The organism is Amycolatopsis coloradensis, assembly GCF_001953865.1.
In the GTDB taxonomy this organism is placed as follows: Bacteria; Actinomycetota; Actinomycetes; order Mycobacteriales; family Pseudonocardiaceae; genus Amycolatopsis; species Amycolatopsis coloradensis.
Window position 1 is genome coordinate 1 of sequence record NZ_MQUQ01000030.1, and the last position, 23,964, is coordinate 23,964.

A 23,964-nucleotide genomic window follows, 5' to 3' on the forward strand; every position below is an offset into this window, starting at 1 on the left:
GCAACGGCGGCATGACCATCACCACCCCCAGCGGACACACCTACAACGCGACACCCGAGCCTCTGCATGATCCACGACCCGAACCAGAGGACGACACCCCGCCCTTCTGACTCGACATCCGTTGCGCCGTGGTCCGTTCACGGAGCATGGGGCGGACAACGCGTACTTACAGAGCCCCGTCCCGCCCCATGACACGTCGGAGCCGCCGATGGATGACGCCCGGAACCGTGCTGTTCCGGCACGGTGTGGCGCCGTCCGTCGGCCCGCTGCCACACGATCGATCGGAGCGTTACACCAACCCGCCTCGACCACCAACCGGCGACACCATGTCCAAAAAGGACCAATCGCACCACCCGATGGTGAAGGCAGACGACTCCGAGCCCAAATCACGGGTCTCGACGGGTCGAGGCCGACCCTGCGCTCACCCTGAGAAAAGAACGGACCACCACCTTCGGGAGCGCCTTACAGAGCGCGGCCCACTCAAGCCTCGAGTCATCGAGCGAGGGATCCTGCAATACGGCATCGCCTCGTACAGCCACCGTCCAGTGAGACGGCCATCGAGTAAGTCACGTCGCGCATCAAGGGCCTCCTAGGTCACCCGCGAGGCGATCTCCCGCGCGCAGGCCAGAGCCTCGGCCGAGCCCGTATCCACCTCGAGGTCATAGACCACGCCCCGGTGCACGGCCTCGGCCTGCGACTCGGCCATCCCCGCGACCCGATCCCCCCGCGCCATCTCCCGTCCGGCGGCCACGGCACCGTCGCACCGGACCCCGACCCAAAGCACCTCGAGCCCATCAAACGCGTCCCGCCACCGGCGCTGTGACTCCGCACCGCCCAGGAACGCGTCGTCGACGATGACCCGCGCACCCGCCCGCACCATCGCCGCGACACCGGCCATCCACGCGTCCTCGATGCGCCGGAATCCGGCCCCGACACCCACCCCGCCATCCGAGGCGAAGGAGATCCCGTCGTCCACGTCACCCGGCATCGCGTCGATCAGCGTGTCCACGCCGAGCGTGAGCCAGGGATCCGGCAGCACCGCCTGGAGGCACCGGGCGATCCCGGACTTGCCCGAACTGGATCCGCCGTTCATCACGATCACTTGAGTCACCGAATCACCCTAAAAGGGACTTGGCGAAACCGGCAACGGCCCATCGCGGCGGCAAGGAATTCCGCAACCGGATCGAACAACGCCGAAACCGCGAACCGGATACAACGGACAGCCCCACCCGGACGGCCCAATACTTTCCTCGCACCTTTTACCGACTTCGGTAGGTTACAAAAACCCTTACCGCCCCATAACTTGGTGAAACCGTTTCAAGTCGAAACGAACTCCCCGACGCAGGCCGAAGGGCGTATTCATGCGTATGTCCAAAATTGCCGCAACGGTGGCCGGTGCCGCCGCGGCACTCACCCTCGTAGCCACCCCCGCAGCGAACGCGGGCCAGGACATCATCGGCGGCGGCACCGTGAGTTCCGCGCCATGGGGCGCCCAGATCTACTGGGACGACGCCACCGCGTTCGGCGGTTTCAACTGCTCCGGCACGATCATCGCCCCGCAGTGGGTCCTCACCGCGAAGCACTGCCTCAACAAACCCGGTATGCACGTCAAGGTCGGCAACGTCAACCTGAACCAGGGCACCTCGGCCGCCGTCGACCAGCAAAAAGCCGCCCCGCGCGGCGACATCGCGCTGCTGCATCTCAAGACCGCGGTCAGCACGACGTACATGAAGCTCGGCACCGCGAACCCGGCCAACGGCACCACCAACCAGATCTACGGCTGGGGCCGCACGCAGGGCAACAACCCGCCGTCGAGCGTCCTGAAGACGGCCAACGTCCGCATCACCGGCACCAGCAGCGACGCTTACGGCGGCCAGGCCATCGCCAGCGTCGGTGTCAACGGTTCGGCGTGGCACGGCGATTCGGGCGGACCGCAGCTTTCGGGCGGCGTCCAGGTGGGCGTCTGTTCGACGGGCAGCAACTCCGGCACGAACCCGCAGGGCACCCAGAACTACGCCAGCGTCGCGGCCAGCCGCAGCTGGATCCGCACCACCGCGGGAGTCTAGAACACGAAGAAAGGGCCGTCCGGAAACGAACGGCCCTTTCTTCGTGCCCGAAAACCCGGGAACTCAGCCGCACTTCGACTTCGGGTTGATCATCGACACCGAGCCGACCTTGTCACCGTTCACGGTGAACTCGTAGACCCAGTCCGGTTTCCCGTCGACAGGCACCTGGAAGCGGCCGTTGTCGCCGACCTTCATCCCCTTGGCGTCGTAGGCCGTCTTGAGGCCTGCCAACGATGAACCAGCACCGATTCCCTCGGCCGTCTTCGCGTCCGAGGGGGCGGCGAGTTCACGCAGCCCGTCCTTGCCGAAGGAAGCCCCTCCAGCCGCGACGAACGCCTTGTCGCGCTCCTCGCGTTTGCCCGCCAGATCGGCGGACGCCTGAGCGGCGTCGGCGAACAGTCGCGCGTCCTTGGCGGACTTCTCCGCCGACTTGGCACTCTCCTCGGCGGACGCGCCCGGCTTCGACCCGGGATCGGCCTCGAGTTCGTCGGCCTTCTTGTTCAACTCCTCGGCCTTGGCCTCGGTGTCGGCCTCCGCCTTCATCCTCGCCGGGTCCGGTGCCGGGCCGCCGGTGTAGGAGAAATCAGTACAACCATCCAAAGTGGACGTCGGCGCCGAGGCGAGCTTCCCGCCCGCCAGCGCCGCGTCCTTGGCCATGCCCAAGGTCAGCCCGCGGTATCCCGCCGGGCCGAACACCTCGGGTGCCGCCGGAGCGGCCGCGTCGGGAGAAGATCCCGACGAACAGGCCACCCCGCCGATCAGCACCGCCGCGGCGGTGAGCACGACGCCCGCGCGTCTGCCCGAAAACCGCCCAAAAGTCTGCGTTCCCTGCACGCTTACCCCCTTCATCGAACCGAAAGCTATCCGATCCCGAAGGAAGTCCCGAGTGGATTTCGCGCAAGATCACGTCAGCTGGTGCATCGGCCGCGGCGCCCGGAGCGAAAGTGTCGCACCGGCCGCCACGACGGCGATGATCCCGGCGCCCGTGACCAGCGTCCAGAAGTCGGGGCGCACGATGGACTGCCCCCGCTGGGCCTGCCAGGTGAGCAGCGCCAGCAACCCCGCGAAACCCACCGAAGCGGTCCGGACCAGATTCCGCCGCACGAATTTCGATTCGAGCACCGGATACCGCCGGGCTAGCATGAGCAGTCCATAGGCGACCACTGGCAGCACCTGGATCGCGTGGATCCCGACGAAATGCGGGATCCGCAGGTCCCCGCCCACGGTGCTCCAGCCCAGCACCGGCAGGCCCGGTCCGCCGTCGGGCACCCCGACAGCGTGGGCGCCGACGATCGATGGCTTCTCCCCGGCGCGGAACTGGGCCAACTGCCGCTCGTCGGGACCGAACATCAGCATCGCGATCCCGATGCCGGCGACCGACAGCGCGGCACCCGCGCGTAACGCGGAACTCAACGCGCGGTCGGGAAGACGTTGGAACAGCAGGAGAATCGCGATCGCCGCCGTCGCTCCCCAGCCGGTGAAGGCACCGTTCGCGACCATGTTGTTGATCCACTGGTCCACCGGGGTCTCCCGGTTGAAGTGGAGTGTCCGGCCCCGGCCGATGATCTGCCAGAACAACAGCGCCATGTCCAGAACGAGGCCCGCCGCGAACGCGGTGCCGAGCCACCAGCCGAGCCGCTTGCCCCGGGTCAGCTGCCCGATCAGCCAGGCCAGTGTCACCGCGTAGAGCCCAACGGAAATCGTGAACTTGAGCGGCTTGAGCCAAATGGGCGCGCCGACGAGGCTCCGATCGTCGAAAACGAGACCGCCGAGCGCGATCGCCCCGAGTACCGCCATCGCCGCCGCCAAGATCATCAACGGGCGATGCCGTACTGCCCCGAAACCCTTGCCCACCATGGATCGAGCCTGCCGGTGGACTCCGATTCGGACACTGGAGCACTCCCCCGGGTCGAAGGTGGGGAAGGCCCCACCGTCGACCTGTGGGTAATAGTGCCGTCACCACAACCGGCAGTTGTGCCGTTTGACCACACTCCCCTGTTTTCTAGCGTGTCCTTCACAAGAGCAGACAGGGCGTCCCCTGGTGCTCACCGGGATTTCCAGCGAGATGAGAGGAGGTGGCCCATCCATGACCGGTACGGGATATCAGGCAGACGCAGCTGCGATGGCGCGCGCCGTCCAGGGGTTCGAGGAAACCGCGTCGAACGCCAAGACCACGATGGCCAGCTTGGAGAGCGAGCTGACCCAGACCCTGCACAACTACAAGGGTGACCAGGCGGTCGCGTTCTGGGACCTGCAGCGCCGCCTGCAGGAGAAGATGACCATCGCCGTGAACGAGCTCAACACGATGTCGCGCCTCGTCCACGAGAGCAACCGGAACTACAACTCGGGTGACGAGCAGGTCCGGGAAAGCCTCACCGGGGTCAGCGGAACCGTCGACCAGACCGTGATCCACCGGCTGAACCCCTGATCCGCGAGAGGACCACCAATCATGGCTGACGTCGTCGAAATCAACTTCGCCGCGCTGCAGCACAGCTCGGCCTCGCTGGCCGCCAAGGCCAAGGCGCTCACTTCACAGCTCGAACAGCTGCACACCAACCTGCAGCCGATCACCCAGACCTGGTACGCCTCCGGCAGCTCCGCCGGTGAGGCCGCTCGTGCGTCCGAGACCCGCCTGCGCCAGGCCACCGCGGACATCGTGGCGATCATCGCGCAGTTCGGCGGCAAGGTCGGCGACGCCCACGATATCCAGCACAGCCTGGAGAACCGTAACCAGGGCCTGTTCGCCGGCTGAGTCCTCATCCGTCGGCCGGCCGGTGCTTTCACCCCCCTCGGCACCGGCCGGCCGGCTTTGCGCGTAGTCGTCCCTTGATGGCATGGCCGATCACGAGAGAGCCGGGATCAATGCAAGACCAGTCGTACTACGTCCATCTGGAATCACTGAAGGACTTCGTGCGGGAACTGGAGACCCAGATCCACGCGATGTCCAAGCCGAAAGACTTCCTGCTGACCCTGAGCGAACACCCGCTGCTGTTCGGCGAGTTCGGGGAGGCGGGTTCCCTCACCAAGGCGCACCAGGCCGCGGTCGCCGAGATGCAGGGCCTGCTGGACCAGGTCAAGGGTGCGATCACCTTCGCTCAGGACGTCACCACGACCGTCGCCGACGGCTACGCGGCGGCCGACGATTCCGTCGCGGGTGACATCAACCACTCCAGCCAGCAGACCGGGCTGCTCGATCCGCTGCTCAACGTCCTCGGCGGTGTGCTGGGTGGCAACAGCGGCTCCAACGGCGGGGGGAACAAGGGATGACCGGCACCGCGCACACGAACTTCGCCGCCTACTCGCACCAGCAGCTCTACGCGATGCTGCAGGCGGGCGACCCCAACACGGCGCGCCACGCGGCCCACAAATGGCAGTCCACCGGCACCGGGCTGTTCGAACAGGCCGAGAACCTGACCGGCGAGCTGAAGGACTTCTCCGGGAGCTGGACCGGCGGCGCCGCCGACAAGTACCACACGATGATCACCGATCTGGTCGGCGGCATCCGCAAGGTCGCCCAGACCGCGCACGCGATGAACAACCTCCTCGAGGACGCGGCGGACGCGCTGGTGAAGGCCAAGAAGGAGATGCCGCCGCCGGTCGCGGTGCCGGACGTCTCGCCCGCCGACGTCTCGCTGGCGGTCAACCCGCCGCTGCTGCCGCCGGATTCCTCGCAGGCGACGATCATCAACGCCGCCCAGCAGCGGCAGCAGGCGATCGCGAACGTCGAGGCGCAGCAGCAGGCCGCGGGCGCGGCCAGCGCGGCACACAGCAAGGCGATCGTGGTGATGACCCAGCTCGCGGGCGAGTACACCACGACCGAGGAATCCTTCCCCGCCTCGCCGAACGCCGTCGCCCCGCCGGTCACCGGTGGCGGCACGGCCCCGGGTGGCGGCACGGCCCCAGGTGGCGGGTCCGTCGGCAACGACATCGGCGGCACCCCCGGTGTCGGCGTGACGCCGGGCGACAACACGCACCCGCTGCCCTCGGACGGGTCGACGCCGCCCCCCACCGGGCAGCCGGGCCAGATCCCCAAATCGAACCCGTTGTTCGGCGACATGTTCACCGCCGGTCTCGCCGCGGCCTCGGCCGCCGCGTTCGGCCGGTTCGGCTCGATCATGCCGCGCGTGCCCGGATGGGCCGCCGGCAAGAACCCGAACGACGGCAAGAACAAGAACGGTGAACCCATCGGCGGCGGTGCCGCTGCCGGTGCCGGTGGCGCGGGCGCGGGCGTTACCGCCGGTGGCTCCGGTGGCGGTATCCCGATCGGCGGTGGCGGCGCGCCCTCGCTGGACGGCGGCGCCATCGGCGGCGGCGGGCTCGCCGGTCCCGGTGAGGCACCGGCCGCGTTCTCCGGTCTGGCAGGCGACGGTTCGGCGGGCACCGCGATGAGCGGGCTCGCGGGCGGAGCCGCCGGTGCCGCGGGCGCGGCGGCGGCCAAGGGCGCGATGCCGATGATGCCCATGATGCCGATGGGCATGGGCGCGGGCGGCGACATGGGCTCAGGCCGTCGTATCCCGCCGTGGCTCGTGGAAACCGAGAACGTCTGGGGTCAGTCGGCCCCGGTCGCTCCGGCCGTGCTCGGCGAAGAGCCCGAGCAGTACTGATTTTTCCGAACAGGAGAGGCGGCTCGGTGATGGCATCCAGTGCGGGCGGTTACCGAGTCGCCCCCACCAGACTCGAAGCGGCGGCGGCCGAACTGGAACAGCGCGCCGGCGTACTCAAGACCGCGCAGACCGCGCTGGCGGGTGAGAACGTCCCGGCCACCGCCTTCGGCCAGGTTTCGGCTTCCAGCGCGGCTTCCGCGACGTACACCAAGACGATCAAGGACGTCGCGGGCAAACTCGACGGCCAGCTCACCAAAGCGACCGTCATCCACCAGGGGCTCACCTCGGCCGCGGGCGGCTACCGGCGTGCCGACGTCCGGATCGCCGCCTCGTACCGGGCGCTGATGCCGGAGGACCCGTTGCCCAAGGCCGGGAATCCGGCGGGCGTCGGCGGCGCGGCGGACACCGGGCAGTGGGCGGCCGCCATCACCGAGAACCGCGCCAAGGTCTCCGACGCGCTGACGTCCGAACGCGACAGGCTCGCGAACCTCTTGGCACACGGCGGAAAAGCCGACGACATCGCGAACGCCCGCAACCGGATCGCGCTGTATGAGGACATCCTCGCCAACGACCGGCAGATCCTGCGGTTCGACCCGCGCGAGCTCGGCCGGATCGCCGAACTGGTCGGCCGGATCGAACCGGGCACCCGCAACGTCGGCCTGTTCGTCCCCGGCGTGAACACCTCGTTCGGCAACTTCCAGAGCTACGCCGACCTCGGCAAGAGCCTGGTCGCCGCGGACGCCACCGGGCGGACCGCGATGGTGGTCTGGGCCGACGGGGTCTTCCCCCAGAACGTGATCACCGAAGGCCCCGCCGCACACTACGCGCAGACGATGGCGCCGGAGCTCAAACGTTTCAGCGATGAGCTGCGTGACCAGATCGACAACCACGCCGGTCCTGGCGTCGTGGTCACCGCCATCGGGCACAGCTACGGCGGGGCGACCGTCGGCCTCGCCGAACAACTCGGGCTCCGGGCCGATCAGGTGCTGCACGTGGAATCCGCGGGTATGGGACACGGCATCTGGGGCCCGAACGACCTCCCGGCGGGCCAGGCCGGTGTGCAGCGCTACTCCATGACGGCCCCCTTCGACCCGATCGTGGCCGCACAGGGCAACGCGGGCCTGATCGAATGGCTCGGCGCCGGGCACGGAGCGGACCCCGACCGCTTCCCCGGCGTCGTCGAACTGGAAACCGGCCGCGACGCGAACGGCGACCTGCAGTGGGGCATGGATTCCCACAGCGGGGTGCTCAAGCCCGGTTCGGATTCGTGGAACAACATCTACGGTGTGCTCACGGGCGGACCGCTCACGCAGGAGGGCTTCACGAGTGGCTCGCTGCGGGAGATGGCCGTCGAAGGCGTCGGCCGCGGGCTGTGAAGGATGGGAGGCGGAGCAGAATGGCACAGCGAAAATCGGCCGCATGCGTGAACCCGCCCCGGCCGAAGGCCCCGCTATCGCGGTGCCACGGCGCCCTTGTTCGCCATCCGAGGTCTGATACGCCGGCCCGTGCCGTGGCGACGTCGATCGCGGTCGCGGGTTCACCTACAGACACCGAGGGTTGGTCATGATCACCAGGAACACCGAACTCGATCCGCTGGCCGAGGATTTGGCCGCGGTCATCGACGGCGTCGCCGGCACCTTCGGCACCAGCGCGGAACGCACCGTGGAAGGCGAGCTGGACTGCGACCCGACCCAGCCGGGACGGCTGCTCTGCCGGCAATACGGCCTCCGCGTCGACGACGCGTCCGACGCGATCCGCAAGCTCGTCGACGTCGTCCTGCCCCTGCTGGAAAGCCAGGGCTGGCGCGCACGCGATCGCAGCAACCCGCGTGAGCTGATCGCTCAGTTCAGCCGCGACGGCGCCGACTTCAACGTGCACGTCTCCCGCACCGGTGACGGCGTGGCCATCGTGGGCTCGACAGCCTGCGTAACCGTCCCCTAAAACCCCAGGGGGTCGCGAAGACCTCGTGAGCGGCAAGTGGTGTCCCCCAGTGCACCACTGCCGCTCACGAGGCGCGAAAACGTGAAGGCCGCCAGCCTCGGCGCTTGCCCCGCCGGACCGCGGCCACCACCACACCCGCCGCCATGGCGACGGCCACTCCGATGATCGCGAGCACCCCGGAAACCTTGTCCGTCCCTGCTCGGACCGGGGCGGCCGCGGGGACGACGAAGGTGTCCGGAGCGACGCTCGGCGGCCCTCCCGGGCCAGGCGTATCGGCCGGAATGGCGACGGAAACGGCGGCGTAGGCGTCGATCGCGCCCCAGCCACGCCGGGAATCGTGTCTCCCACTCGGGCCGCGGTGCGCGGTCAGCGTCAGCCGGGCGACGACCTGTTCCGGCGACAGCTCGGGGTGATACGCGCGCACGAGCGCCGCGACGCCCGCCACATGCGCGGCGGCCAGGCTGGGGTCGCTCACCGGCCATCGGTGTGCCACGGTCCCGCCCGCGCCCGCGGACGTGCTGACCAGTTCGGCGCCAGGGGCGGAAATCCCCACGTAGGAACCGGATTCGGTCTGAACCGCTTCGCCCGCCTGGTTGGTCGAGCCGACGGCGAGCACGCCGGGTGTCGCGGTCGGGTAGGACGTCTGGCCCTGCTGTGTCCCCGCGGCGGGAGAGACGATGAGCGCGCCTTTCTCCCTGGCGCGCGAGACGGCGCCGGTGAGCGCGGGACTGTCGGCGGCGGCGGGGACGGCGATCAGGATGATCCCGGCGTCACGGTTCAGCGCGGTCTCGATGGCGGACGCGAGCTGTCCGGGGTCGCCGCCGCCGTTCACCTGGGTGTAGCGGACCGGGAGGATCCTGGCGCCGGGCGCGATCCCGGTGAACGTCGTGGACGGATCCGGTTGCGCGCCGACGATCCCGGCGGCGATCGTGCCCCGGCCGTCGCAGTCGTCGCCCGTGGTGCCCTGCCCGCCGACGACCTGACCGGGGGCGAACTGGCCGTTGCGGCCGTCCACGCCGGTGCCGATCACCGCGACCAGCTGCCCGGTGCCGCGGGAAAGCGGCCAGATCCGCGCGGGATCGATCAGCCGCTGTCCCCACGGGACGGCCGCGGTGTAGGTGCCCGTCGGATTCGCGCACTGCTCGGCGACCGCCGTCCCCGGGACGGGGGTGCCGAGCAATGCCACGACAGCAATGCCCCCCGCGACGGCACTTTTACCGGCAAAGCCCACCATTCCTCCAGAATTCCCTTGTCACACAAGGAAATTCTAGTGCTCCAGGTCAGCGCAGGTCCATCCCGAGGTCGAGCGCGGGTGAGGAATGGGTGAGCGCGCCGACGGCGAGGAAGTCCACTCCGGACTCCGCGTAGGCCCGCGCGGCGTCCAGCCTCAACCCGCCCGAGGATTCCAGGCGGGTCTTCGGCGAGACCTCGTCGCGCCTGTCGACGGCCTTCGCGCACTCGTCGGGCGTGAAGTTGTCCAGCAGCACCTCGTCGGCCCCCGCGGTGAGCGCCTCCTCCAGCTGCGCCAGATCATCGACCTCGACCTCGCAGTGCAGTTCGGGCGCGTGCTCGCGGGCCGCGGCGAGCGCCGCCGTCACCGAACCGGCGGCCACGACGTGGTTGTCCTTGATCAGCACCGCGTCGCCAAGGCCGAGCCGGTGGTTCACCCCGCCACCCGCGCGGACGGCGTACTTCTCCAGCAGCCGCAACCCTGGCAACGTCTTGCGGGAATCCCTTACCCGGCAGGCGGTTCCCTCCAGCGCGGCCACCCAGGCGGCGGTCGCGGTGGCGATGCCGGACAGGTGGCACAACAGGTTCAGTGCGGTGCGTTCGGCGGTGAGCAGGCCGCGCACCGGACCTCGGACGACCAGCGCGGGCTCCCCGGCGATCAGCCGGTCACCGTCGTCGCGGGCGGCCAGGATCTCCAGGTCCTTGCCGAGGACGAGGTCGAACACCGCCAGCGCCACCGGGATCCCGGCGACCACGCCCGCCGTTCTCGGCGTGAGTTCGGCCAGTGCTTTCGCGGATTCGGGCACGGTGGCGTTCGTCGTCGCGTCGGGCCCGTACCGCAGGTCTTCGGCCAGCGCCGTCGTGACGACGCGACGCACATCGGCGACGTCGAGGCCGTGATCGGCCAGCGCTTTGGTGACCAACGGGGAAAATTCGGTCATGCCACACCCTCCAAAGCGATCGGATCGGCCAGCACCGGCTGCCCCGACGGGCTGAGCCGGATGAGCTGACCGCGTTGCCAGGTGACGTCGTCCCGTGCGGGGAAATCGGTCCGCACGTGACAGCCGCGGGATTCCGTCCGGCGGGCAGCCGCCGCGACAAGCGCCTCCGCCACCAGCGTGAGCGCCGCGTCCTCGACGATCCGGGGTGTCCACAAAGGACTTTCAATCACCGAAAGATCCAGCACCGAACCGACGACCGACAGACCTTCGGCGTCCCGGCCGATCGCGGCGTAGCGGCTCATCGCCCGCTGGAGCGCGTCGCGGTCGGCCACCGCGACCTTCGCCGGGGGCGCGAGCACGCCGCGACGCGGGTCGGCGAGCAGCCCGGCGGCGAGGTCGGCGGCGACCGCGTCGGCCACCCGCCGCCCGACGACCAGTCCTTCGAGCAAACTGTTGGAGGCCAAGCGATTCGCGCCGTGCAGACCGGTCCTCGCGACCTCACCCGCCGCGTAGAGACCGCGTACGCCGGATCGTCCGTCCACAGTGGTCACGACGCCGCCGCAGGCGAAATGCGCCGCGGGCGTGACCGGGATCGGGTCCCTCGCCGGGTCGAGCCGGATCGCGACGCAGGCCGCGTGCACGGTCGGGAACCGCTTCGCGAACCCGGCGATCCCGGTGGCGTCGAGGAAAACGTGATCATCGACGCCGCCGGGAGCCTGCGCCATCCGGCGCGTGATCGCCGCCGACACGACGTCGCGGGGCGCCAGGTCGCCGAGCGGGTGCACGCCGCGCATGACCGAAGCACCCGTCGCGTCGTGCAGGGTCGCGCCCTCGCCGCGCACCGCCTCGGTGACCAGCGGGCACCGGCCGCGAGCACCAGGGGTGAACAGGACAGTCGGGTGGAACTGGACGAACTCGATGTCCGCGAGCTGCGCCCCGGCGCGTAACGCGAGCGCGAGCCCGTCACCCGTGGCGAGCTCCGGATTCGACGTCGCCTGATAGAGCTGCCCCAGCCCGCCGCTGGCCAGCAACACCGCCGGCGCCCGGACGACACCGGGAACGCCGTTGTGGTCCAGGACGGTCAGCCCGGCGACCTCACCGGCGGGCGTGCGGATCGCGTCGACGGCGATGTGGTGCTCCAGCACCGGGATGCGCCGGTCACCGGCCTTCGCGACCAGCGTCCGCTCGACCTCCGCCCCGGTCGCGTCACCACCGGCGTGGATGACCCGGAAGGCACTGTGGCCACCTTCGCGAGTGCGCGCGAGTTCGCTTCCCCTTTCCACCGCCGGGTCGAAGCGGGCACCCTCGGCCCGTAGCCTGGCCACCGCCGCCGGGCCGCCGCCGATGATCGACCGGACGGCGCCGGAGTCACAGAGCCCGGCACCGGCGGTGAGCGTGTCCGCGGCGTGTTTGCCGACCGAGTCGCCCCGCTCGTGCTCGCCCTCCAGCACGACGGCGACCCCGCCCTGTGCCCAGCGGGTGTTCCCGTCGGAGACCGCCGCCTTGGTGACCACCAGGACGTGCAGACCGAGTTCCTGGGCGCGCAGCGCGGCGGTGAGCCCGGCCACTCCGCTGCCGATCACCACGAGATCGGCGGCGGCCTCCCACACCGGGTGGGTTTTCGCCTGAAGGGCGGTAACCGGGTCGGTCATTCTCCGCCGCCAGGCTGCCCGATCTCGATCATGCGCCGCACGGAAGCGCGGGCACGGGCGGCGGTCTCGATGTCGACGTGGACCTCGTCGGCACCCTCGCGCAGCGACCGCAGCAGGGCGGCGGGCGTGATCATCTTCATGTACCGGCAGGACGCCCTGTCGTTCACCGCGCGGAAGTCGATCTCCGGCGCGGCCTTGCGCAGCTGGTGGATCATCCCGATCTCGGTGGCCACGAGCACCGACTTCGCCAAGGTGGCGCGGGCGGCGTGGACCATGTCGCCGGTCGAGAGGATCTTGACCCGCTCGGGGGCGACGGCACCCTCGCCCGCGAGGTACAGCGCCGACGTCGCGCAGCCGCATTCCGGGTGGATGAACAGGTCGGCGTCCGGGTTCTCCGCGGCCCGCTCGGCCAGTTCGGCACCGTTGATCCCGGCGTGGACGTGGCATTCCCCGGCCCAGATGTGCATGTTCTCCCGGCCGGTCACACGCTTGACGTGCGCGCCGAGGAACTGGTCCGGCAGGAACAGAACCTCCTGGTCAGCGGGGATCGAGGCGACCACGTCGACGGCGTTCGACGAGGTGCAGCAGATGTCGGTCTCGGCCTTGACCTCGGCCGTGGTGTTCACGTAGGACACGACGACCGCGCCGGGGTGCTCGGCCTTCCAGGCGCGCAGTTGAGCGCCCGTGATCGAGTCCGCGAGCGAGCAGCCGGCCCGCGCGTCCGGGATCAGGACCGTCTTCTCCGGCGCCAGGATCTTCGCCGTCTCGGCCATGAAGTGCACGCCGCAGAAGACGATGGTGGACGCGTCGCTGCTCGCCGCGATCCGGCTGAGCGCGAGGGAATCGCCGGTGAAATCGGCGATGTCCTGGATCTCGGGGACCTGGTAGTTGTGCGCGAGCAGGACGGCGTCGCGCTGACGAGCGAGACTCCGTACCTCCTCCGCCCATGCCTCGTCGGCTACGACGCCACCGAAGGGGGTCAGGTCGTTCTGCAGGGTGCTCGTCATCGTTCTGGCCCTCCTGGACCGATTTGTCCCAAGTCGGTTTTCGCCTTACAATCGAAAACCGTGCGAAGTCATCTTAACACCCAGACCCCCCTCGCCCACGAGGTTTTGGGAGCGGTACTGCAAGTGCGCTCGGACACACTCCGGGTCCTGCTGTGGCGGCGCGCGCTCGATCCGCATCTGGGCCGCTGGTCCCTGCCCGGGGGCAGGCTGCGTCCGGATGAAGACGTCGAGGCGTCCATTCGGCGGCAGCTCGCGGAGAAGGTCGACGTACGCCAGTTGAAGCATGTGGAGCAGCTGGCCGTGTTCAGCGCGCCGGAGCGGGTGCCGGGCCCGCGCGTGGTGGCGACGGCGTTCCTCGGCCTCGTACCGTCCGATGTGGACCCCGAGGTCCCGGAAGACACCGAGTGGCACGACGTTTCCGAGTTGCCGCGGACGGCGTTCGACCACGAGTCCATCGTGCTGCGCGCGCGGGACCGGCTCCGCTCGAAGCTCTGCTACACGAATCTCGGGTTCGCGCTCGCCCCGGAAGAGTTCACCGTATCGGCGTTGCGGAGGCTCTACTCGGCTGCGCTGGGTTACCGGGTGTCCGCGACGAACCTGCAGCGTGTGCTGTCCCGGCGCGGGCTGCTCCTGCCCACCGGGCGCACCGCGCCCCCCGGACGCAGCGGTGGGCGGCCGGCGGCCCTCTTCTCCTTCGCGGGCAAGGGGATGCAGATCACCGACCCGTTCGCCGTGTTCCGCCCGCCCGCCGGGAAGTGACCGTCCTGCGAAGTGCGTGCCGTGCCCGTACCTTGAACGGGTGACCGAGCCGAGCGATGAGTCCACCGGGAAGGCGATCTTGCCGCTGTTCCCGCTACAGACCGTGCTTCTGCCCGGGACACACCTTCCTCTGCACATTTTCGAACCGCGGTACCGGCAGCTGATGACCGACCTCGTCGGCGACGTCGTCCCGGACCGCGAGTTCGGGGTCATCGCCCTGCGGACGGCGATGATCAGGGAGGTGAGCGGGCCGGAGCACGTCCACGAGGTCGGTTGCACCACGGTGCTGCGCGAGGCGAAACGGCTGCCCGACGGCAGATTCGACGTCGTCACCACCGCGCGGCGCCGGTTCCGGCTCCTCGGGATCGACCGCGTTTCCGCGCCGTACCTGATCGGCTCGGTCGAGTGGATGCCCGATGACCGCGTCGCCTCGGTGCACGGCGACACCGTGGCCAGACTCGCCGACGTCGCGAAGGCCGCGCACCGGCGCTACTGCGAGTCCGCCTGGCACGCCGACGACTGGACGACACCGCCCGACGACGGCGACATCAACGCGCTCGCCTACCGCCTCACCGCGGACTGCCTGCTCCCACTAGAGGACCGGCAGCGCCTGCTGGAGGAGAGCAATCCGCTGCGACGACTGCGGATCGCGTGCCGTCTGCTGACGCGGGAGGCGGGGTTCCTGAACACCCTCGGCGCGGTGCCGATGCCGCCGGGGGAACTCGGCGAGTTCACGCGCCCTTCGAACCTGAACTGAACGTCGTCCGGCCTCGTGAGTGGTGATTGCGGTCAGGGCCACTCACGACCGCACCGGGCCGGGACACCGACCGTCCTCGCAGGCAACCTTCGCGACACTGCGGCGAGATGGCGCGAGGTCGCATTTAGTCACCTACTTGCGTTTGCTCCGCCTCGCCGGTCTGGCGGTGGTGAGCTGATGTCTCGAAGGCCACCTTTGAGAGTTGAGCGTCCTGAAGGTGGCCTTCAGGACGGCGGCCCCACCCGAACCCCGCAGCGGGTGAGCCGACATCTCCGGCCGATGACCTACTTGCCGGAGCCGGACTCCGGAGCGGTGTCCCCGGAACCGTTGCCGTTGCCGAACTTGCTCCACACCTTGCCCGCCGCCCCGGACACCGCCTCGCCGACGTCGCTGAACACCTTCGTCAGCGGGTCGGCCGAGCTGTTCCAGGAATCCTTGTAGGATTTCGCGGCCGACTTCAGGTCGTCGGTCCAGGTGGAGGACGGCGCGTCGGCGTCGCGGCGCGGGTACTGGCCCGCCAGGATCGCCCGGTACTCCTCCGAAGCGGCCCACTTCTGCAGTTGCGCGGCACGCACGACGGCCAGCGGATGCGACATCGTCTCGACGTAGCGCAGCTTCAGGTAGCTGTCACGGATGTCGTCGACCGACTCGTACTCCGCCGCCTGCTGCAGGAACGCCGGGATGTCGATCTTCGACGGGTCGATACCGCCCGCGACCAGGATCTGCGACCGCAGGGCCGCGGTCGGGTCCTGCGAGCACAGCAGTCCGGCGCGGTCGCAGGACAGTTCGGCCTTGCGGTACCACTCGCGCAGCGCGGCGATGACGACGCGGATGCCGATCGCGCTCACCGGCGTCCACGACATCGACATCTGCAGGCCGATCAGCCGGATCATGATCGTGCGGTACACCGCGTGCCCGGACAGCACATGCCCCATCTCGTGCCCGATCACGAACCGCAGCGACGCCAGGTCCATCGCCTCGACGGCCGCGGTGTTGAGCACGATGAACGGCTCGTCCATGCCGATCGTCTGCGCGTTGACCTCGGGGCTGCGGGCGACGAACAGGTTCGGCACGCGGTCGAGGTCGAGGGTCTCGGCGCATTCGTTGCGGATCCTGTCCAGTTCCGGGTACTGCTTCGGGCCCACCCGGATCCCGGACGCGAGCGCCATGAGCCGCTCACCGCGTTCGGCGTAGAAACCGGACACCGCCTTCACGACCTGCGCGAAGCCGGGGACCGCGCGCAAAGTGGCCAGCGCGCCGCGGTCCACGGGGTGTTCGTAGGCGCGCGGGCTGATGCCCGGGAAGCGGACGGCGTTGTGCCGGGAAACCTCGATGTCGTCAGTCAAGAAAAGCCCCCTAGAGAAGTCCCAGCCCACCCTAGAGGAAACGCTCAGCCGAGGCGGCGACCCAGGTCTTCCCTGCCGTTCCACGCGGTGAGCAGCGTGTAGGCCAGCGTGGTCATCAACGGCGCGGCGAGCATGATCCAGACCGACTCGATCTGCGGCGCCTTCGCGATGACGTCACCGACGGCGGGCGCGGCGCCGATCTCGTAGCGGCCGTTGGCGAACGCGACCCCCATCGACGTGCCAAGCCAGCCGGCCAGGGTGGCGCCGCCGGTCGCGGCGATCAGCACGACCGGGCCGCGGCGCTCCCGTAGCATCCAGGTCACGACGCCGATCAGCAGCCCGGCGCCGAGCGCGAGGAATCCGTAGACGGCGAGGTCGTCGAAGCGGTGCCAGCTCTCCAGTTCCAGCGGCGCGAGACCGCCGCGGTCGTTGATCACCCGCATACGCTGCGGCGGCGCGAGCCGCGCCCAAAGCCAGGCCAGCGGGAAACCGAGCAGCCCGGCCGTGGACAGCACGCTGATCGCCGGGAGCAGGTCGGCCTTGATCACGACCTTCGGATGGGGGCGGCGCGGCTTCGGCAGCACGGGCACCGACCAGGGGTCGGGCACGCTGGAAGACAGGTGTGCCGGTTTGCCCGACGACTCGCCCAACCCGGACCCCTCCCTCACGCAGCTTGTGCAGAGCGTAACCAATGACGCCCCCAGCGCACGCAACCCCGGCACCGAGTCGCGCCCCCTGCTGCGATTCGTCCTCTAGTTGCGGTGGATGCACGCGCAACTACCGCAACTAGAGGACGAAACGCGGGCGCGTCAGCCGGAGAGAGCGCTGTGGCGGCTGCACCGGGCCGTCCAGCCGACCGGGGTGATCTGGACGACCATCCGCCGCGCGCAGTACGTGCAGTAGCGCGGCGGCTCGAGTGCCGTTCTCGGGTTGTGGCAAGCGGGATGTTCCGCGCCACCGTCGGACGACTGTCCACAGTGGACGCAGAACGCCGGTTGGTCAGAGGACGTCACTGATCGCCTTCACCGGCATCTTCAGCTCGTCGAGCATCTCCAGGTCGGCGGTGGCCGGGCGGCCGAGGTTGGTCAGGTAGTTGCCGACGATGATCGCGTTGATGCCGCCGAGCATGCCCTGTTTGGTGCCCAGGTCGCCGAAGGTCAGTTCACGACCGCCGGAGAAGCGGAGCAGCGGACGGGGCATCGCCAGCCGGAACGCGGCCACGGTGCGCAGCGCGTCCTTGCCTTCGACGACCTCGTATCCCTCGTACGGCGTGCCCGGCTGCGGGATGAGGAAGTTCATCGTGCACTCGTCCGGGTTCAGCTCGGCCAGCTGCGCGGCGAACTCGGCACGCTGCTCGATGCTCTCCCCCATGCCGATGATGCCGCCGCAGCACACCTCCATGCCCGCCTCGCGGATCATGCGCAGGGTCTCCCAACGCTCTTCCCACGTGTGCGTGGTGACGACGTTCGCGAAATGCGAGCGCGCGGTCTCCAGGTTGTGGTTGTAGCGGTGCACGCCCATCTCGACGAGCTCGTCGACCTGGTCCTGGGTGAGCATGCCGAGCGAGCAGGCGATCTGGATGTCGTTGCCGTCCTCGCGGATGGCCTTGATCCCCTCACGGACCTGCGAGAGCAGCCGCTTGTCGGGACCGCGGACGGCGGCGACGATGCAGAACTCGGTCGCGCCGGTCTCGGCGGTCTGGCGCGCGGCCTTGACCAGGCCGGGGATGTCCAGCCACGCCGAACGCACCGGCGTCGGGAACCGGCCGGACTGCGAGCAGAAGTGGCAGTCCTCGGGGCAGCCGCCGGTCTTGAGGCTGATGATGCCCTCGACCTCGACCTCGGGGCCGCACCAGCGCATCCGGACCTCGTGGGCCAGCGCCAGGAGGTCGGTCAGGTGGTCGTCGTCGAGCCGCAGGACGTCGAGGATCTGCTCCTCGCCGAGCCCGACGCCACGCTCGAGCACCTGGTCACGCGCCACGGCGAGGATGTCGACGGTCTCCGGGGCTGTGGTCACGGGGCGGCTCCTGTTCGGGGTGGGGCATCAAAGCAAAGGCACATCATCGTGCACGACGGGACCGCTCGGCCACAGCGACGCAGATCACTTCTGGGCCGACGCGCGGCCGACGAAGCATTCCGGGTCGAACTCCCCGCCGAACCAAGGCGAGAGACCCGCCCTGGCCAGCGCGGCGAACTCCTCCGGTTCGGCGGTGCCCAGCCCGGCGGGCAGGACGCCCAGCAGCGGGGCACCGGCGGCGACCGGCAGGTCCTGAAGATTCGAGACCGCCGCGAGGTCCGGGTCCTCCGGCCACGAGCCGATGATCACCCCGGCCACGGTGAGCCCTCGTCTGGTCGCGACCTCGGCGGTCAGCGCGGTCGCGTTGAGCGTGCCCAGCCCCGCCTCGGCCACGACGATCACCAGCGCGCCCAGTGACCACGCGACGTCGGCCAGCGTGGCCCCGTCGGCGTCGAACCGGACGAGCAGGCCGCCCGCGCCTTCGATCAGCGTGAGGTCGTGTTCGCCGTCGAGGTCGCTCGCCGAAGCGGCGATCTCACTCGGGGAAAGCACCGGCAGCCCGGAAAGCCGGGAGGCCGCCTCCGGCGACAGCGGATCCGGGTATCGCCGCAGTTCACGAGTGGTGACCGGACCGGCGAGCCGTCGGACGTCGGCGAGGTCGCCGGGCTCGTCCGGCCCCACTCCGGTCTGCGCCGGTTTCAGCACGGCGACGCGTTGGCCCCGCCCGGCGGCCAGCGCGGCGATGGCGGCGGTGGTGATCGTCTTGCCGACACCGGTTCCGGTGCCGGTTATGACCAGCATGCTCACGTGGGTTGAATCTAGTGGGCAGGGCGCGGCCTCTCCGTTGAGGGTGGTGGCTGGGCGGGGTCTGGGCTGAATCCTCCCCGCAGGCGATCGGCGCGCCCAGCTCTTCAATCCATGGCACGCGGGGTAAGGCCTTCTTCAGCCCCCGAACGCCGTCACGGCACCGACGGGGGTGAAAGCCGGGCTGCCGTCATCGGTCAGGTAGACCTGGGCCGCCCCGACATCGAAGTACATCGCGGTCAAGTGCAGTTCCCCGCGTGCCTCCGCCTCGGCGATCAGCGGGTAGTGCCGCAGGTGGTCCAGCTGCTGCAACACGTTCTGCAACGCCAGCCGGTCGACTTCGGTCTCCGGGCGTTCGCCGTCGAGGGTCACCGGAACCTTGCGCTTGGCGCTCGGCTCGGCGTGCCGCAGCCAGGAGGTCAGCATCGGCGTGCCGTCGGGAGCGCCGGTCGCCAGCGCCTGCATCGCGCCGCAGCCGGAATGCCCGCAGACCACGATCTCGCGCACCTTCAGCACGCCGACGGCGAACTCGACGGTGGCGCCCATCGACGGGTCGGCCTGCCGGGCGGGCACCAGGTTCCCGATGTTGCGGACGGTGAACAGGTCGCCGGGACCACTGGTGGTGATCATGTTCGGCACGATCCGCGCGTCACCGCAGGTGATGAACAGGGTGTGCGGCGATTGGCCGCCCGCCAGCTTGCTGAGCGCGGGCTGCATCAGCGCGGCCGTGCGCCGCTGGAACTCCGTCGCCCCGCGCAGTGTCGGCCCGCCGCGCTGGCCGGGCACCACGACGTCCTTGGCCTGCCAGTCGGACCACGGCGCGAGGAACCTCGGCACCGAACGCACCGCGTCCGTCCTGGTCAGGGTGGGATCGCCGGATTTGCCGTTGGCGAACCACGGATGCCCGACCTCGTCGACGATCACCTCGCCGCCGGAGCGCTCGTGCCCCTGCTGCCAGTTCGAAAGACTCTCGAAGGCGGCGTGGTCGAGGTAGTCGACCACCAGCTCCAGGGTCACTTTCGCGCCATCGGGCACGGTCGCGAGCACCCGACTGAGCCTCGGTACCGAAAGGAACGTCAGGACGCCTTCGACCACGACGCGCCATTCGTCACCGTCGCGTTCGGCGTGGATGCCGGACCACACGGTGCGGCGCAGCATCAGCAGCACCGACAGCGCGATGCCGAGCAGGACGCCCGTGAGCAGGTCGAAGACGACGACACCGGCGAGCGTCAGCAGGTACAGCCCCAGGTCACCGTGTTTGAGGACCTGCTTCATGTGGCCGGGGTTCACCAGCTTCGCGCCGACGTGGACGAGCAGGCCTGCCAGCGCCGCGAGCGGGATGTTCTGGATCAGCCCGGCGAACGCCGCGACGAACACCAGGATCCAGACGCCGTGCAGGATCGCGGACGTGCGGGTGCGGGCGCCCGCGGCGACGTTGGTCGAGCTGCGGACGATCACGCCGGTGACCGGGAGGCCGCCCAGCGCGCCGGAGGTCAGGTTCGCGGCGCCCTGGCCGATCAGTTCGCGGTCGAGGTTCGACCGCGGCCCGGTGTGCATCTTGTCGACCGCGACGGCCGACAGCAGGCTTTCCACGCTGGCGATCAGGGCGATGGTGACGACCGCGACGGCGAACGCGCCCCAGCCGCCGTCCGGGAATTCGGGTGCGAAACGGATGGAAAGCAGGTCGCCGGGCAGTTCGACGCGGGGCAGGGTCATCCCGGTGGTCACGGACAGCACGGTCACCAGCGCGATGGCGGCCAGCGGACCCGGGATCTTGCGGACGGACTCGGGCAGGCGCGGCCACAGCAGCAGGATGCCGATGGTGAGCACGCCGATCAGCGCGGCGGTGTCGTGGTGGCCGACGATCTGTGCCGGCAATTCGGCGATGTTCTTGAGCGCGGAGCTCTGCGCCGATCCGCCGAGCACGACGTGCAACTGGCCGAGGACGATGGTGACGCCGATACCGGCGAGCATGCCGTGGACGATGGCCGGCGAGATCGCGAGCGCCGCGCGGGCGATCCGGCTCAGCCCGAGCAGGATCTGGAGCGCCCCCGCGGCGACGGTGATCGCGCAGGTCGTCTTCCAGCCGAAGGTCGCGATCGTTTCGGCCATGATCACCGTCAGGCCGGCGGCCGGGCCACTGACCTGAAGCGGGGAGCCGCCGAGCGACCCGGCGACCACACCTCCGATCACGGCCGCGATCAGCCCCGCGACGATCGGCGCCCCTGACGCGAGAGCGATCCCGAGTGACAGCGGGACGGCGACGAGGAACACCACCAGCGAGGCGGGCAGGTCGTGACGAAGCACGGCACGGAGTTGGGGTCTCATGATCACCAGGAAACTGGTGATTTGTCCGATATGCACCACCTGATCGAGTGAATATCACCCGTCTGTCGGGTGGCGTAGCCCACTTTCGCCTTCTTTCGTTTGCCTGGAGATGTCCCACGCGTTGCGAAAAGCCTTGCGGGCTCCCAAATACTGAGAGCTGAAGGACTTTCACGAAACCGTGGTGTGGTGCTCCGTGACGCTCCCCGCGGCCCGGTACCGCTCGGGCTCAGGACTTCACCGGTGAAGTGGCCGAAGTGAATGACCGGTGCGTCGCGTCGAGCAGGTACACGTTCGCCTTCCCGACGTCGAAGTACATGCCGGTGAGCCGGAGTTCGCCCCGCGCCAGCGCGGCGTCGACGACCGGGTACGAGCACAGGTTTTCCAGTTGCTGCACCACGTTGTGCAGGGCGAGCTGATCGGCCTCACGGCCGGGACGGGCACCGTCGAGCAGGACCGGTCCCTCGGTTTCCCTGCGCCGCAACGTTTCCTCGCCGTGGCGTAGCCAGCCACCGAGGCGCGCGAGCCCGGTGGGCGCGTCCCCGAGCAGCGCTTTCATCGCGCCACAGCCGGAATGCCCGCACACCACCACTTCCCGTACCCGCAGGATACCGACGGCGTACTCGATCGCCGCCCCCACGGAGAAATCCGCTTCGACACTGGCGTGCGGGACGAGGTTCCCGATGTTCCGCACCGTGAAAAGGTCCCCCGGCCCGCTGGTGGTGATCAGGTTCGGCACGATCCGCGCGTCGCCACAGGTGACGAACAGCGTATGCGGCTGCTGCCCGTTCGCCAGCCCGTCCCATGTCCGCCTCAGCAACGGCGCGGTCCGCCGCTGGAACTCCGAAGCACCGCGGCACAACGGAACGCTGCCGCCGCGCTGGCTCGGCAGTTCGAGATGCTCCGCCTGCCATTCCGACCACGGCGCGAGCCAGCGCGGCACCACCCGGGACGCGACACCGCGCCGCACGGTCGGGACGCCCGCCTTGCCGCGTTCGAACCACGGATGCCCGATCTCGTCGACGGCCACCACTCCCCCCGCCCGCTCGTACGCGCGCTGCCAGCCTCGAAGGCAATCGAAAGCGGCGTGGTCGAGGTAGTCGACGAAGAGTTCCAGCGTCACTTCCGACTGTTCGGGGACTTCGGCCAGGACGGTGGTGAGCCTTGGCACGGAAAGGAAAGTGAGTGCACCTTCGATGACGACGCGGGTCCGCGCGCCGTCCGGTTCGACGTGGATGCCGGAGAACAGCATCCGGCGCACCATGAGCAGGAGGGCCACCGCGATCCCCGCGGCGACCCCGGTGAGCAGGTTGACGGCGACCGCGCCCACCAGTGTCGCGAGGTAGACCGGCAGGTCGCCGTGGCGGCGGACTTCGCGGAGACTGGTGACGTTGACCAGTTTGGCGCCGACGTAGACGAGGAGCCCGGCGAGGGCGGCGAGCGGGATCAGCCGCAGCGCGCCTGCCAGGAACAGGCAGCAGCCGAGAATCCAGACGCTGTGCAGGATCGCCGACATCCGGGTACGGGCGCCCGCTTCGAAGTTGGTCATGGTGCGGACGACGACGCCGGTGACCGGGAAGCCGCCGAGCGACCCGGCGGCGACGTTCGCCAGGCCCTGGCCGACCAGTTCGCGATTGAGGTCGGCGCGGGGCCCGTCGCGCAGTTTGTCGACGGCGAGGGTGGAAAGCAGGCTTTCCAGGCTGGTAATGAGCGCGATGGTGAGTACGGCCGCGGTGATCGCGGCCCAGGACCCGGACGGCGCCTCGGGGACGAAACCCAGCCCTGGCAGGCCGTTCGGGAGGTCGACGCGCGGCAGGTGCATCCCCGCCGCGACGGAAAGCGCGGTGGCCAGCACGACGGCGGCCAGCGGACCGGGGATTCGGCGCATTGAACGCGGCATCCGGGTCCACGCCAGCAGAACGCCGACGGTGACCACACCGACCAACGCGGCCTGGTCATGGTGACCGACGATCTGGCCCGGCAGCGCGAGGATGTTCGCGATCGCGGAACCCTGCGCCGCTCCGCCGAGCACGACGTGCAGCTGGCCGAGGATGATGATCAGGCCGATCCCGGCGAGCAGGCCGTGCACGATCGCCGGAGAGATCGCCAGCGCGGCCCTGGCGAGGCGGCTGACGCCGAAGAGGATCTGGACCACGCCCGACGCGACGGTGATGGCGCAGGTGGCGGCCCAGCCGAAGGTGGCGATGGTCTCCGCGAGGACGACGGTCAGCGCGGCGGACGGGCCGCTGACCTGAAGGGCGGAACCGCCGAAGAGGCTCGCGACGAATCCGCCGACGACGGCGGAGACGAGTCCGGCGAGCAAGGGGGCTCCGGCGGCGTGCGCGACGCCGAGGGAAAGAGGGACGGCCACGAGGAAGACGACGACCGAAGCCGGGATGTCGTGGCGGAGGTTCTTGAGGAGGGTCGATGCGGGGTTTCGGCGGCCCGGAGGCCCGGTGTCGTGCTCGTCACCAACGATGTCGATCATGGGGGCAGGAAACCGGATCGGCGCGCAA

The 23,964-nt window shown here is 69.6% G+C and carries 23 protein-coding genes and 1 pseudogene; 10 read left to right on the forward strand and 14 right to left on the reverse strand.

Features of this window, described 5'->3' with window-relative positions; all coding sequences use genetic code 11:
- Nucleotides 1–110 (forward strand): annotated as a pseudogene (locus BS329_RS44960) (HNH endonuclease); the annotation flags it as partial.
- A gap of 479 nt (nucleotides 111–589) precedes the next feature.
- Here the strand turns inward: BS329_RS44960 and cpt are convergent.
- Entirely contained in the window at nucleotides 590–1,111 is a 522-nt protein-coding gene (gene cpt, locus BS329_RS38150; RefSeq protein ID WP_244197456.1) for a chloramphenicol phosphotransferase CPT, read from the reverse strand.
- Nucleotides 1,112–1,367: 256 nt separating this feature from the next.
- Here cpt and BS329_RS38155 point away from each other — a divergent pair, with 256 nt between their 5' ends.
- Complete coding sequence (locus BS329_RS38155) at nucleotides 1,368–2,066, forward strand: S1 family peptidase (RefSeq protein WP_076168021.1); 699 nt, start codon at nucleotides 1,368–1,370, stop codon at nucleotides 2,064–2,066.
- Between the two features lie 63 nt (nucleotides 2,067–2,129).
- On the opposite strand, the gene BS329_RS38160 is transcribed toward BS329_RS38155, so the two are convergent.
- The gene (locus BS329_RS38160; RefSeq protein WP_244197457.1) at nucleotides 2,130–2,900 is read right to left on the reverse strand and encodes a hypothetical protein; all 771 of its coding nucleotides are present in this window, start codon (nucleotides 2,898–2,900) and stop codon (nucleotides 2,130–2,132) included.
- A 69-nt stretch (nucleotides 2,901–2,969) separates the two neighbouring features.
- The gene (locus BS329_RS38165; RefSeq protein ID WP_076168023.1) at nucleotides 2,970–3,923 is read right to left on the reverse strand and encodes a hypothetical protein; all 954 of its coding nucleotides are present in this window, start codon (nucleotides 3,921–3,923) and stop codon (nucleotides 2,970–2,972) included.
- Nucleotides 3,924–4,152: 229 nt separating this feature from the next.
- Here BS329_RS38165 and BS329_RS38170 point away from each other — a divergent pair, with 229 nt between their 5' ends.
- The 6 genes from BS329_RS38170 (at nucleotide 4,153) to BS329_RS38195 (ending at nucleotide 8,611) form a co-directional block, all read left to right on the forward strand.
- A complete protein-coding gene (locus BS329_RS38170; protein WP_073848466.1) occupies nucleotides 4,153–4,494 on the forward strand; it encodes a WXG100 family type VII secretion target in 342 nt (113 codons plus the stop codon).
- 21 nt (nucleotides 4,495–4,515) lie between these two features.
- Complete coding sequence (locus BS329_RS38175) at nucleotides 4,516–4,818, forward strand: hypothetical protein (RefSeq protein ID WP_076168025.1); 303 nt, start codon at nucleotides 4,516–4,518, stop codon at nucleotides 4,816–4,818.
- 110 nt (nucleotides 4,819–4,928) lie between these two features.
- Complete coding sequence (locus BS329_RS38180; protein WP_076168026.1) at nucleotides 4,929–5,333, forward strand: hypothetical protein; 405 nt, start codon at nucleotides 4,929–4,931, stop codon at nucleotides 5,331–5,333.
- Nucleotides 5,330–6,670 carry a WXG100 family type VII secretion target gene (locus BS329_RS38185; protein WP_076168028.1) on the forward strand — a complete coding sequence of 447 codons (1,341 nt, stop codon included), beginning with the start codon at nucleotides 5,330–5,332 and terminating at the stop codon, nucleotides 6,668–6,670. The genes BS329_RS38180 and BS329_RS38185 overlap by 4 nt, the downstream gene beginning before the upstream one ends.
- A 29-nt stretch (nucleotides 6,671–6,699) precedes the next feature.
- Nucleotides 6,700–8,046 (forward strand): alpha/beta hydrolase, encoded by a 1,347-nt coding sequence (locus BS329_RS38190; RefSeq protein ID WP_076168029.1) that lies wholly within the window; start codon nucleotides 6,700–6,702, stop codon nucleotides 8,044–8,046.
- A 187-nt stretch (nucleotides 8,047–8,233) separates the two neighbouring features.
- Nucleotides 8,234–8,611 carry a hypothetical protein gene (locus BS329_RS38195; protein ID WP_076168031.1) on the forward strand — a complete coding sequence of 126 codons (378 nt, stop codon included), beginning with the start codon at nucleotides 8,234–8,236 and terminating at the stop codon, nucleotides 8,609–8,611.
- Nucleotides 8,612–8,675: 64 nt separating this feature from the next.
- Here BS329_RS38195 and BS329_RS38200 read toward each other — a convergent pair whose 3' ends face one another.
- The 4 genes from BS329_RS38200 to nadA are packed head-to-tail and all read right to left on the reverse strand — an operon-like array spanning nucleotide 8,676 to nucleotide 13,441.
- On the reverse strand, nucleotides 8,676–9,845 hold the full coding sequence (locus BS329_RS38200) for a S8 family serine peptidase (RefSeq protein WP_076168033.1): 1,170 nt from the start codon (nucleotides 9,843–9,845) through the stop codon (nucleotides 8,676–8,678).
- Nucleotides 9,846–9,891: 46 nt separating this feature from the next.
- Nucleotides 9,892–10,782, reverse strand: coding sequence for a carboxylating nicotinate-nucleotide diphosphorylase (gene nadC, locus BS329_RS38205; RefSeq protein WP_076168034.1), 891 nt, complete (start codon nucleotides 10,780–10,782; stop codon nucleotides 9,892–9,894).
- Nucleotides 10,779–12,434 (reverse strand): L-aspartate oxidase, encoded by a 1,656-nt coding sequence (locus BS329_RS38210; RefSeq protein ID WP_076168036.1) that lies wholly within the window; start codon nucleotides 12,432–12,434, stop codon nucleotides 10,779–10,781. Before BS329_RS38210 ends, nadC begins: the two co-directional genes overlap by 4 nt.
- Nucleotides 12,431–13,441 (reverse strand): quinolinate synthase NadA, encoded by a 1,011-nt coding sequence (nadA, locus tag BS329_RS38215; protein ID WP_076168038.1) that lies wholly within the window; start codon nucleotides 13,439–13,441, stop codon nucleotides 12,431–12,433. Before nadA ends, BS329_RS38210 begins: the two co-directional genes overlap by 4 nt.
- Before the next feature lie 123 nt (nucleotides 13,442–13,564).
- On the opposite strand from nadA, the gene BS329_RS38220 reads away from it, so the two are divergent.
- Both BS329_RS38220 and BS329_RS38225 read left to right on the forward strand, forming a co-directional pair.
- Nucleotides 13,565–14,200, forward strand: a complete 636-nt coding sequence (locus tag BS329_RS38220) for an NUDIX hydrolase (RefSeq protein ID WP_076168039.1) — start codon at nucleotides 13,565–13,567, stop codon at nucleotides 14,198–14,200.
- A 40-nt stretch (nucleotides 14,201–14,240) separates the two neighbouring features.
- Nucleotides 14,241–14,957, forward strand: a complete 717-nt coding sequence (locus BS329_RS38225) for an LON peptidase substrate-binding domain-containing protein (RefSeq protein ID WP_076168041.1) — start codon at nucleotides 14,241–14,243, stop codon at nucleotides 14,955–14,957.
- 284 nt (nucleotides 14,958–15,241) lie between these two features.
- Here BS329_RS38225 and BS329_RS38230 read toward each other — a convergent pair whose 3' ends face one another.
- The 7 genes from BS329_RS38230 to BS329_RS38260 form a co-directional block, all read right to left on the reverse strand.
- Entirely contained in the window at nucleotides 15,242–16,303 is a 1,062-nt protein-coding gene (locus BS329_RS38230) for a M48 family metallopeptidase (RefSeq protein ID WP_076168043.1), read from the reverse strand.
- A gap of 44 nt (nucleotides 16,304–16,347) precedes the next feature.
- A complete protein-coding gene (locus BS329_RS38235; RefSeq protein WP_076168044.1) occupies nucleotides 16,348–16,953 on the reverse strand; it encodes a DUF2567 domain-containing protein in 606 nt (201 codons plus the stop codon).
- A 159-nt stretch (nucleotides 16,954–17,112) separates the two neighbouring features.
- Nucleotides 17,113–17,316, reverse strand: coding sequence for a biotin synthase auxiliary protein BsaP (bsaP, locus tag BS329_RS44965; RefSeq protein WP_076168046.1), 204 nt, complete (start codon nucleotides 17,314–17,316; stop codon nucleotides 17,113–17,115).
- Nucleotides 17,303–18,319 carry a biotin synthase BioB gene (bioB, locus tag BS329_RS38245; protein ID WP_076168047.1) on the reverse strand — a complete coding sequence of 339 codons (1,017 nt, stop codon included), beginning with the start codon at nucleotides 18,317–18,319 and terminating at the stop codon, nucleotides 17,303–17,305. Before bioB ends, bsaP begins: the two co-directional genes overlap by 14 nt.
- 84 nt (nucleotides 18,320–18,403) lie before the next feature.
- Entirely contained in the window at nucleotides 18,404–19,126 is a 723-nt protein-coding gene (bioD, locus tag BS329_RS38250) for a dethiobiotin synthase (RefSeq protein WP_076168049.1), read from the reverse strand.
- A 135-nt stretch (nucleotides 19,127–19,261) separates the two neighbouring features.
- Nucleotides 19,262–21,451: a SulP family inorganic anion transporter gene (locus tag BS329_RS38255; protein ID WP_208619355.1), complete on the reverse strand. Its 2,190-nt coding sequence runs from the start codon at nucleotides 21,449–21,451 to the stop codon at nucleotides 19,262–19,264.
- Between the two features lie 226 nt (nucleotides 21,452–21,677).
- Entirely contained in the window at nucleotides 21,678–23,936 is a 2,259-nt protein-coding gene (locus tag BS329_RS38260) for a bifunctional SulP family inorganic anion transporter/carbonic anhydrase (protein ID WP_076168051.1), read from the reverse strand.
- Nucleotides 23,937–23,964 lie beyond the last annotated feature (28 nt).

Excerpts from the sequence above, each read along its gene's own strand:
- BS329_RS38175 (WP_076168025.1), top strand. The coding sequence starts at position 4,516 with ATGGCTGACGTCGTCGAAATCAACTTCGCCGCGCTGCAGCACAGCTCG.
- BS329_RS38255 (WP_208619355.1), bottom strand. The coding sequence starts at position 21,451 with ATGAGACCCCAACTCCGTGCCGTGCTTCGTCACGACCTGCCCGCCTCG.
- BS329_RS38210 (WP_076168036.1), bottom strand. The coding sequence starts at position 12,434 with ATGACCGACCCGGTTACCGCCCTTCAGGCGAAAACCCACCCGGTGTGG.
- nadA (WP_076168038.1), bottom strand. The coding sequence starts at position 13,441 with ATGACGAGCACCCTGCAGAACGACCTGACCCCCTTCGGTGGCGTCGTA.
- BS329_RS38180 (WP_076168026.1), top strand. The coding sequence starts at position 4,929 with ATGCAAGACCAGTCGTACTACGTCCATCTGGAATCACTGAAGGACTTC.
- BS329_RS38200 (WP_076168033.1), bottom strand. The coding sequence starts at position 9,845 with ATGGTGGGCTTTGCCGGTAAAAGTGCCGTCGCGGGGGGCATTGCTGTC.
- nadC (WP_076168034.1), bottom strand. The coding sequence starts at position 10,782 with ATGACCGAATTTTCCCCGTTGGTCACCAAAGCGCTGGCCGATCACGGC.
- BS329_RS38260 (WP_076168051.1), bottom strand. The coding sequence starts at position 23,936 with ATGATCGACATCGTTGGTGACGAGCACGACACCGGGCCTCCGGGCCGC.
- BS329_RS38195 (WP_076168031.1), top strand. The coding sequence starts at position 8,234 with ATGATCACCAGGAACACCGAACTCGATCCGCTGGCCGAGGATTTGGCC.
- BS329_RS38165 (WP_076168023.1), bottom strand. The coding sequence starts at position 3,923 with ATGGTGGGCAAGGGTTTCGGGGCAGTACGGCATCGCCCGTTGATGATC.
- BS329_RS38155 (WP_076168021.1), top strand. The coding sequence starts at position 1,368 with ATGTCCAAAATTGCCGCAACGGTGGCCGGTGCCGCCGCGGCACTCACC.
- BS329_RS38185 (WP_076168028.1), top strand. The coding sequence starts at position 5,330 with ATGACCGGCACCGCGCACACGAACTTCGCCGCCTACTCGCACCAGCAG.
- BS329_RS38170 (WP_073848466.1), top strand. The coding sequence starts at position 4,153 with ATGACCGGTACGGGATATCAGGCAGACGCAGCTGCGATGGCGCGCGCC.
- BS329_RS38190 (WP_076168029.1), top strand. The coding sequence starts at position 6,700 with ATGGCATCCAGTGCGGGCGGTTACCGAGTCGCCCCCACCAGACTCGAA.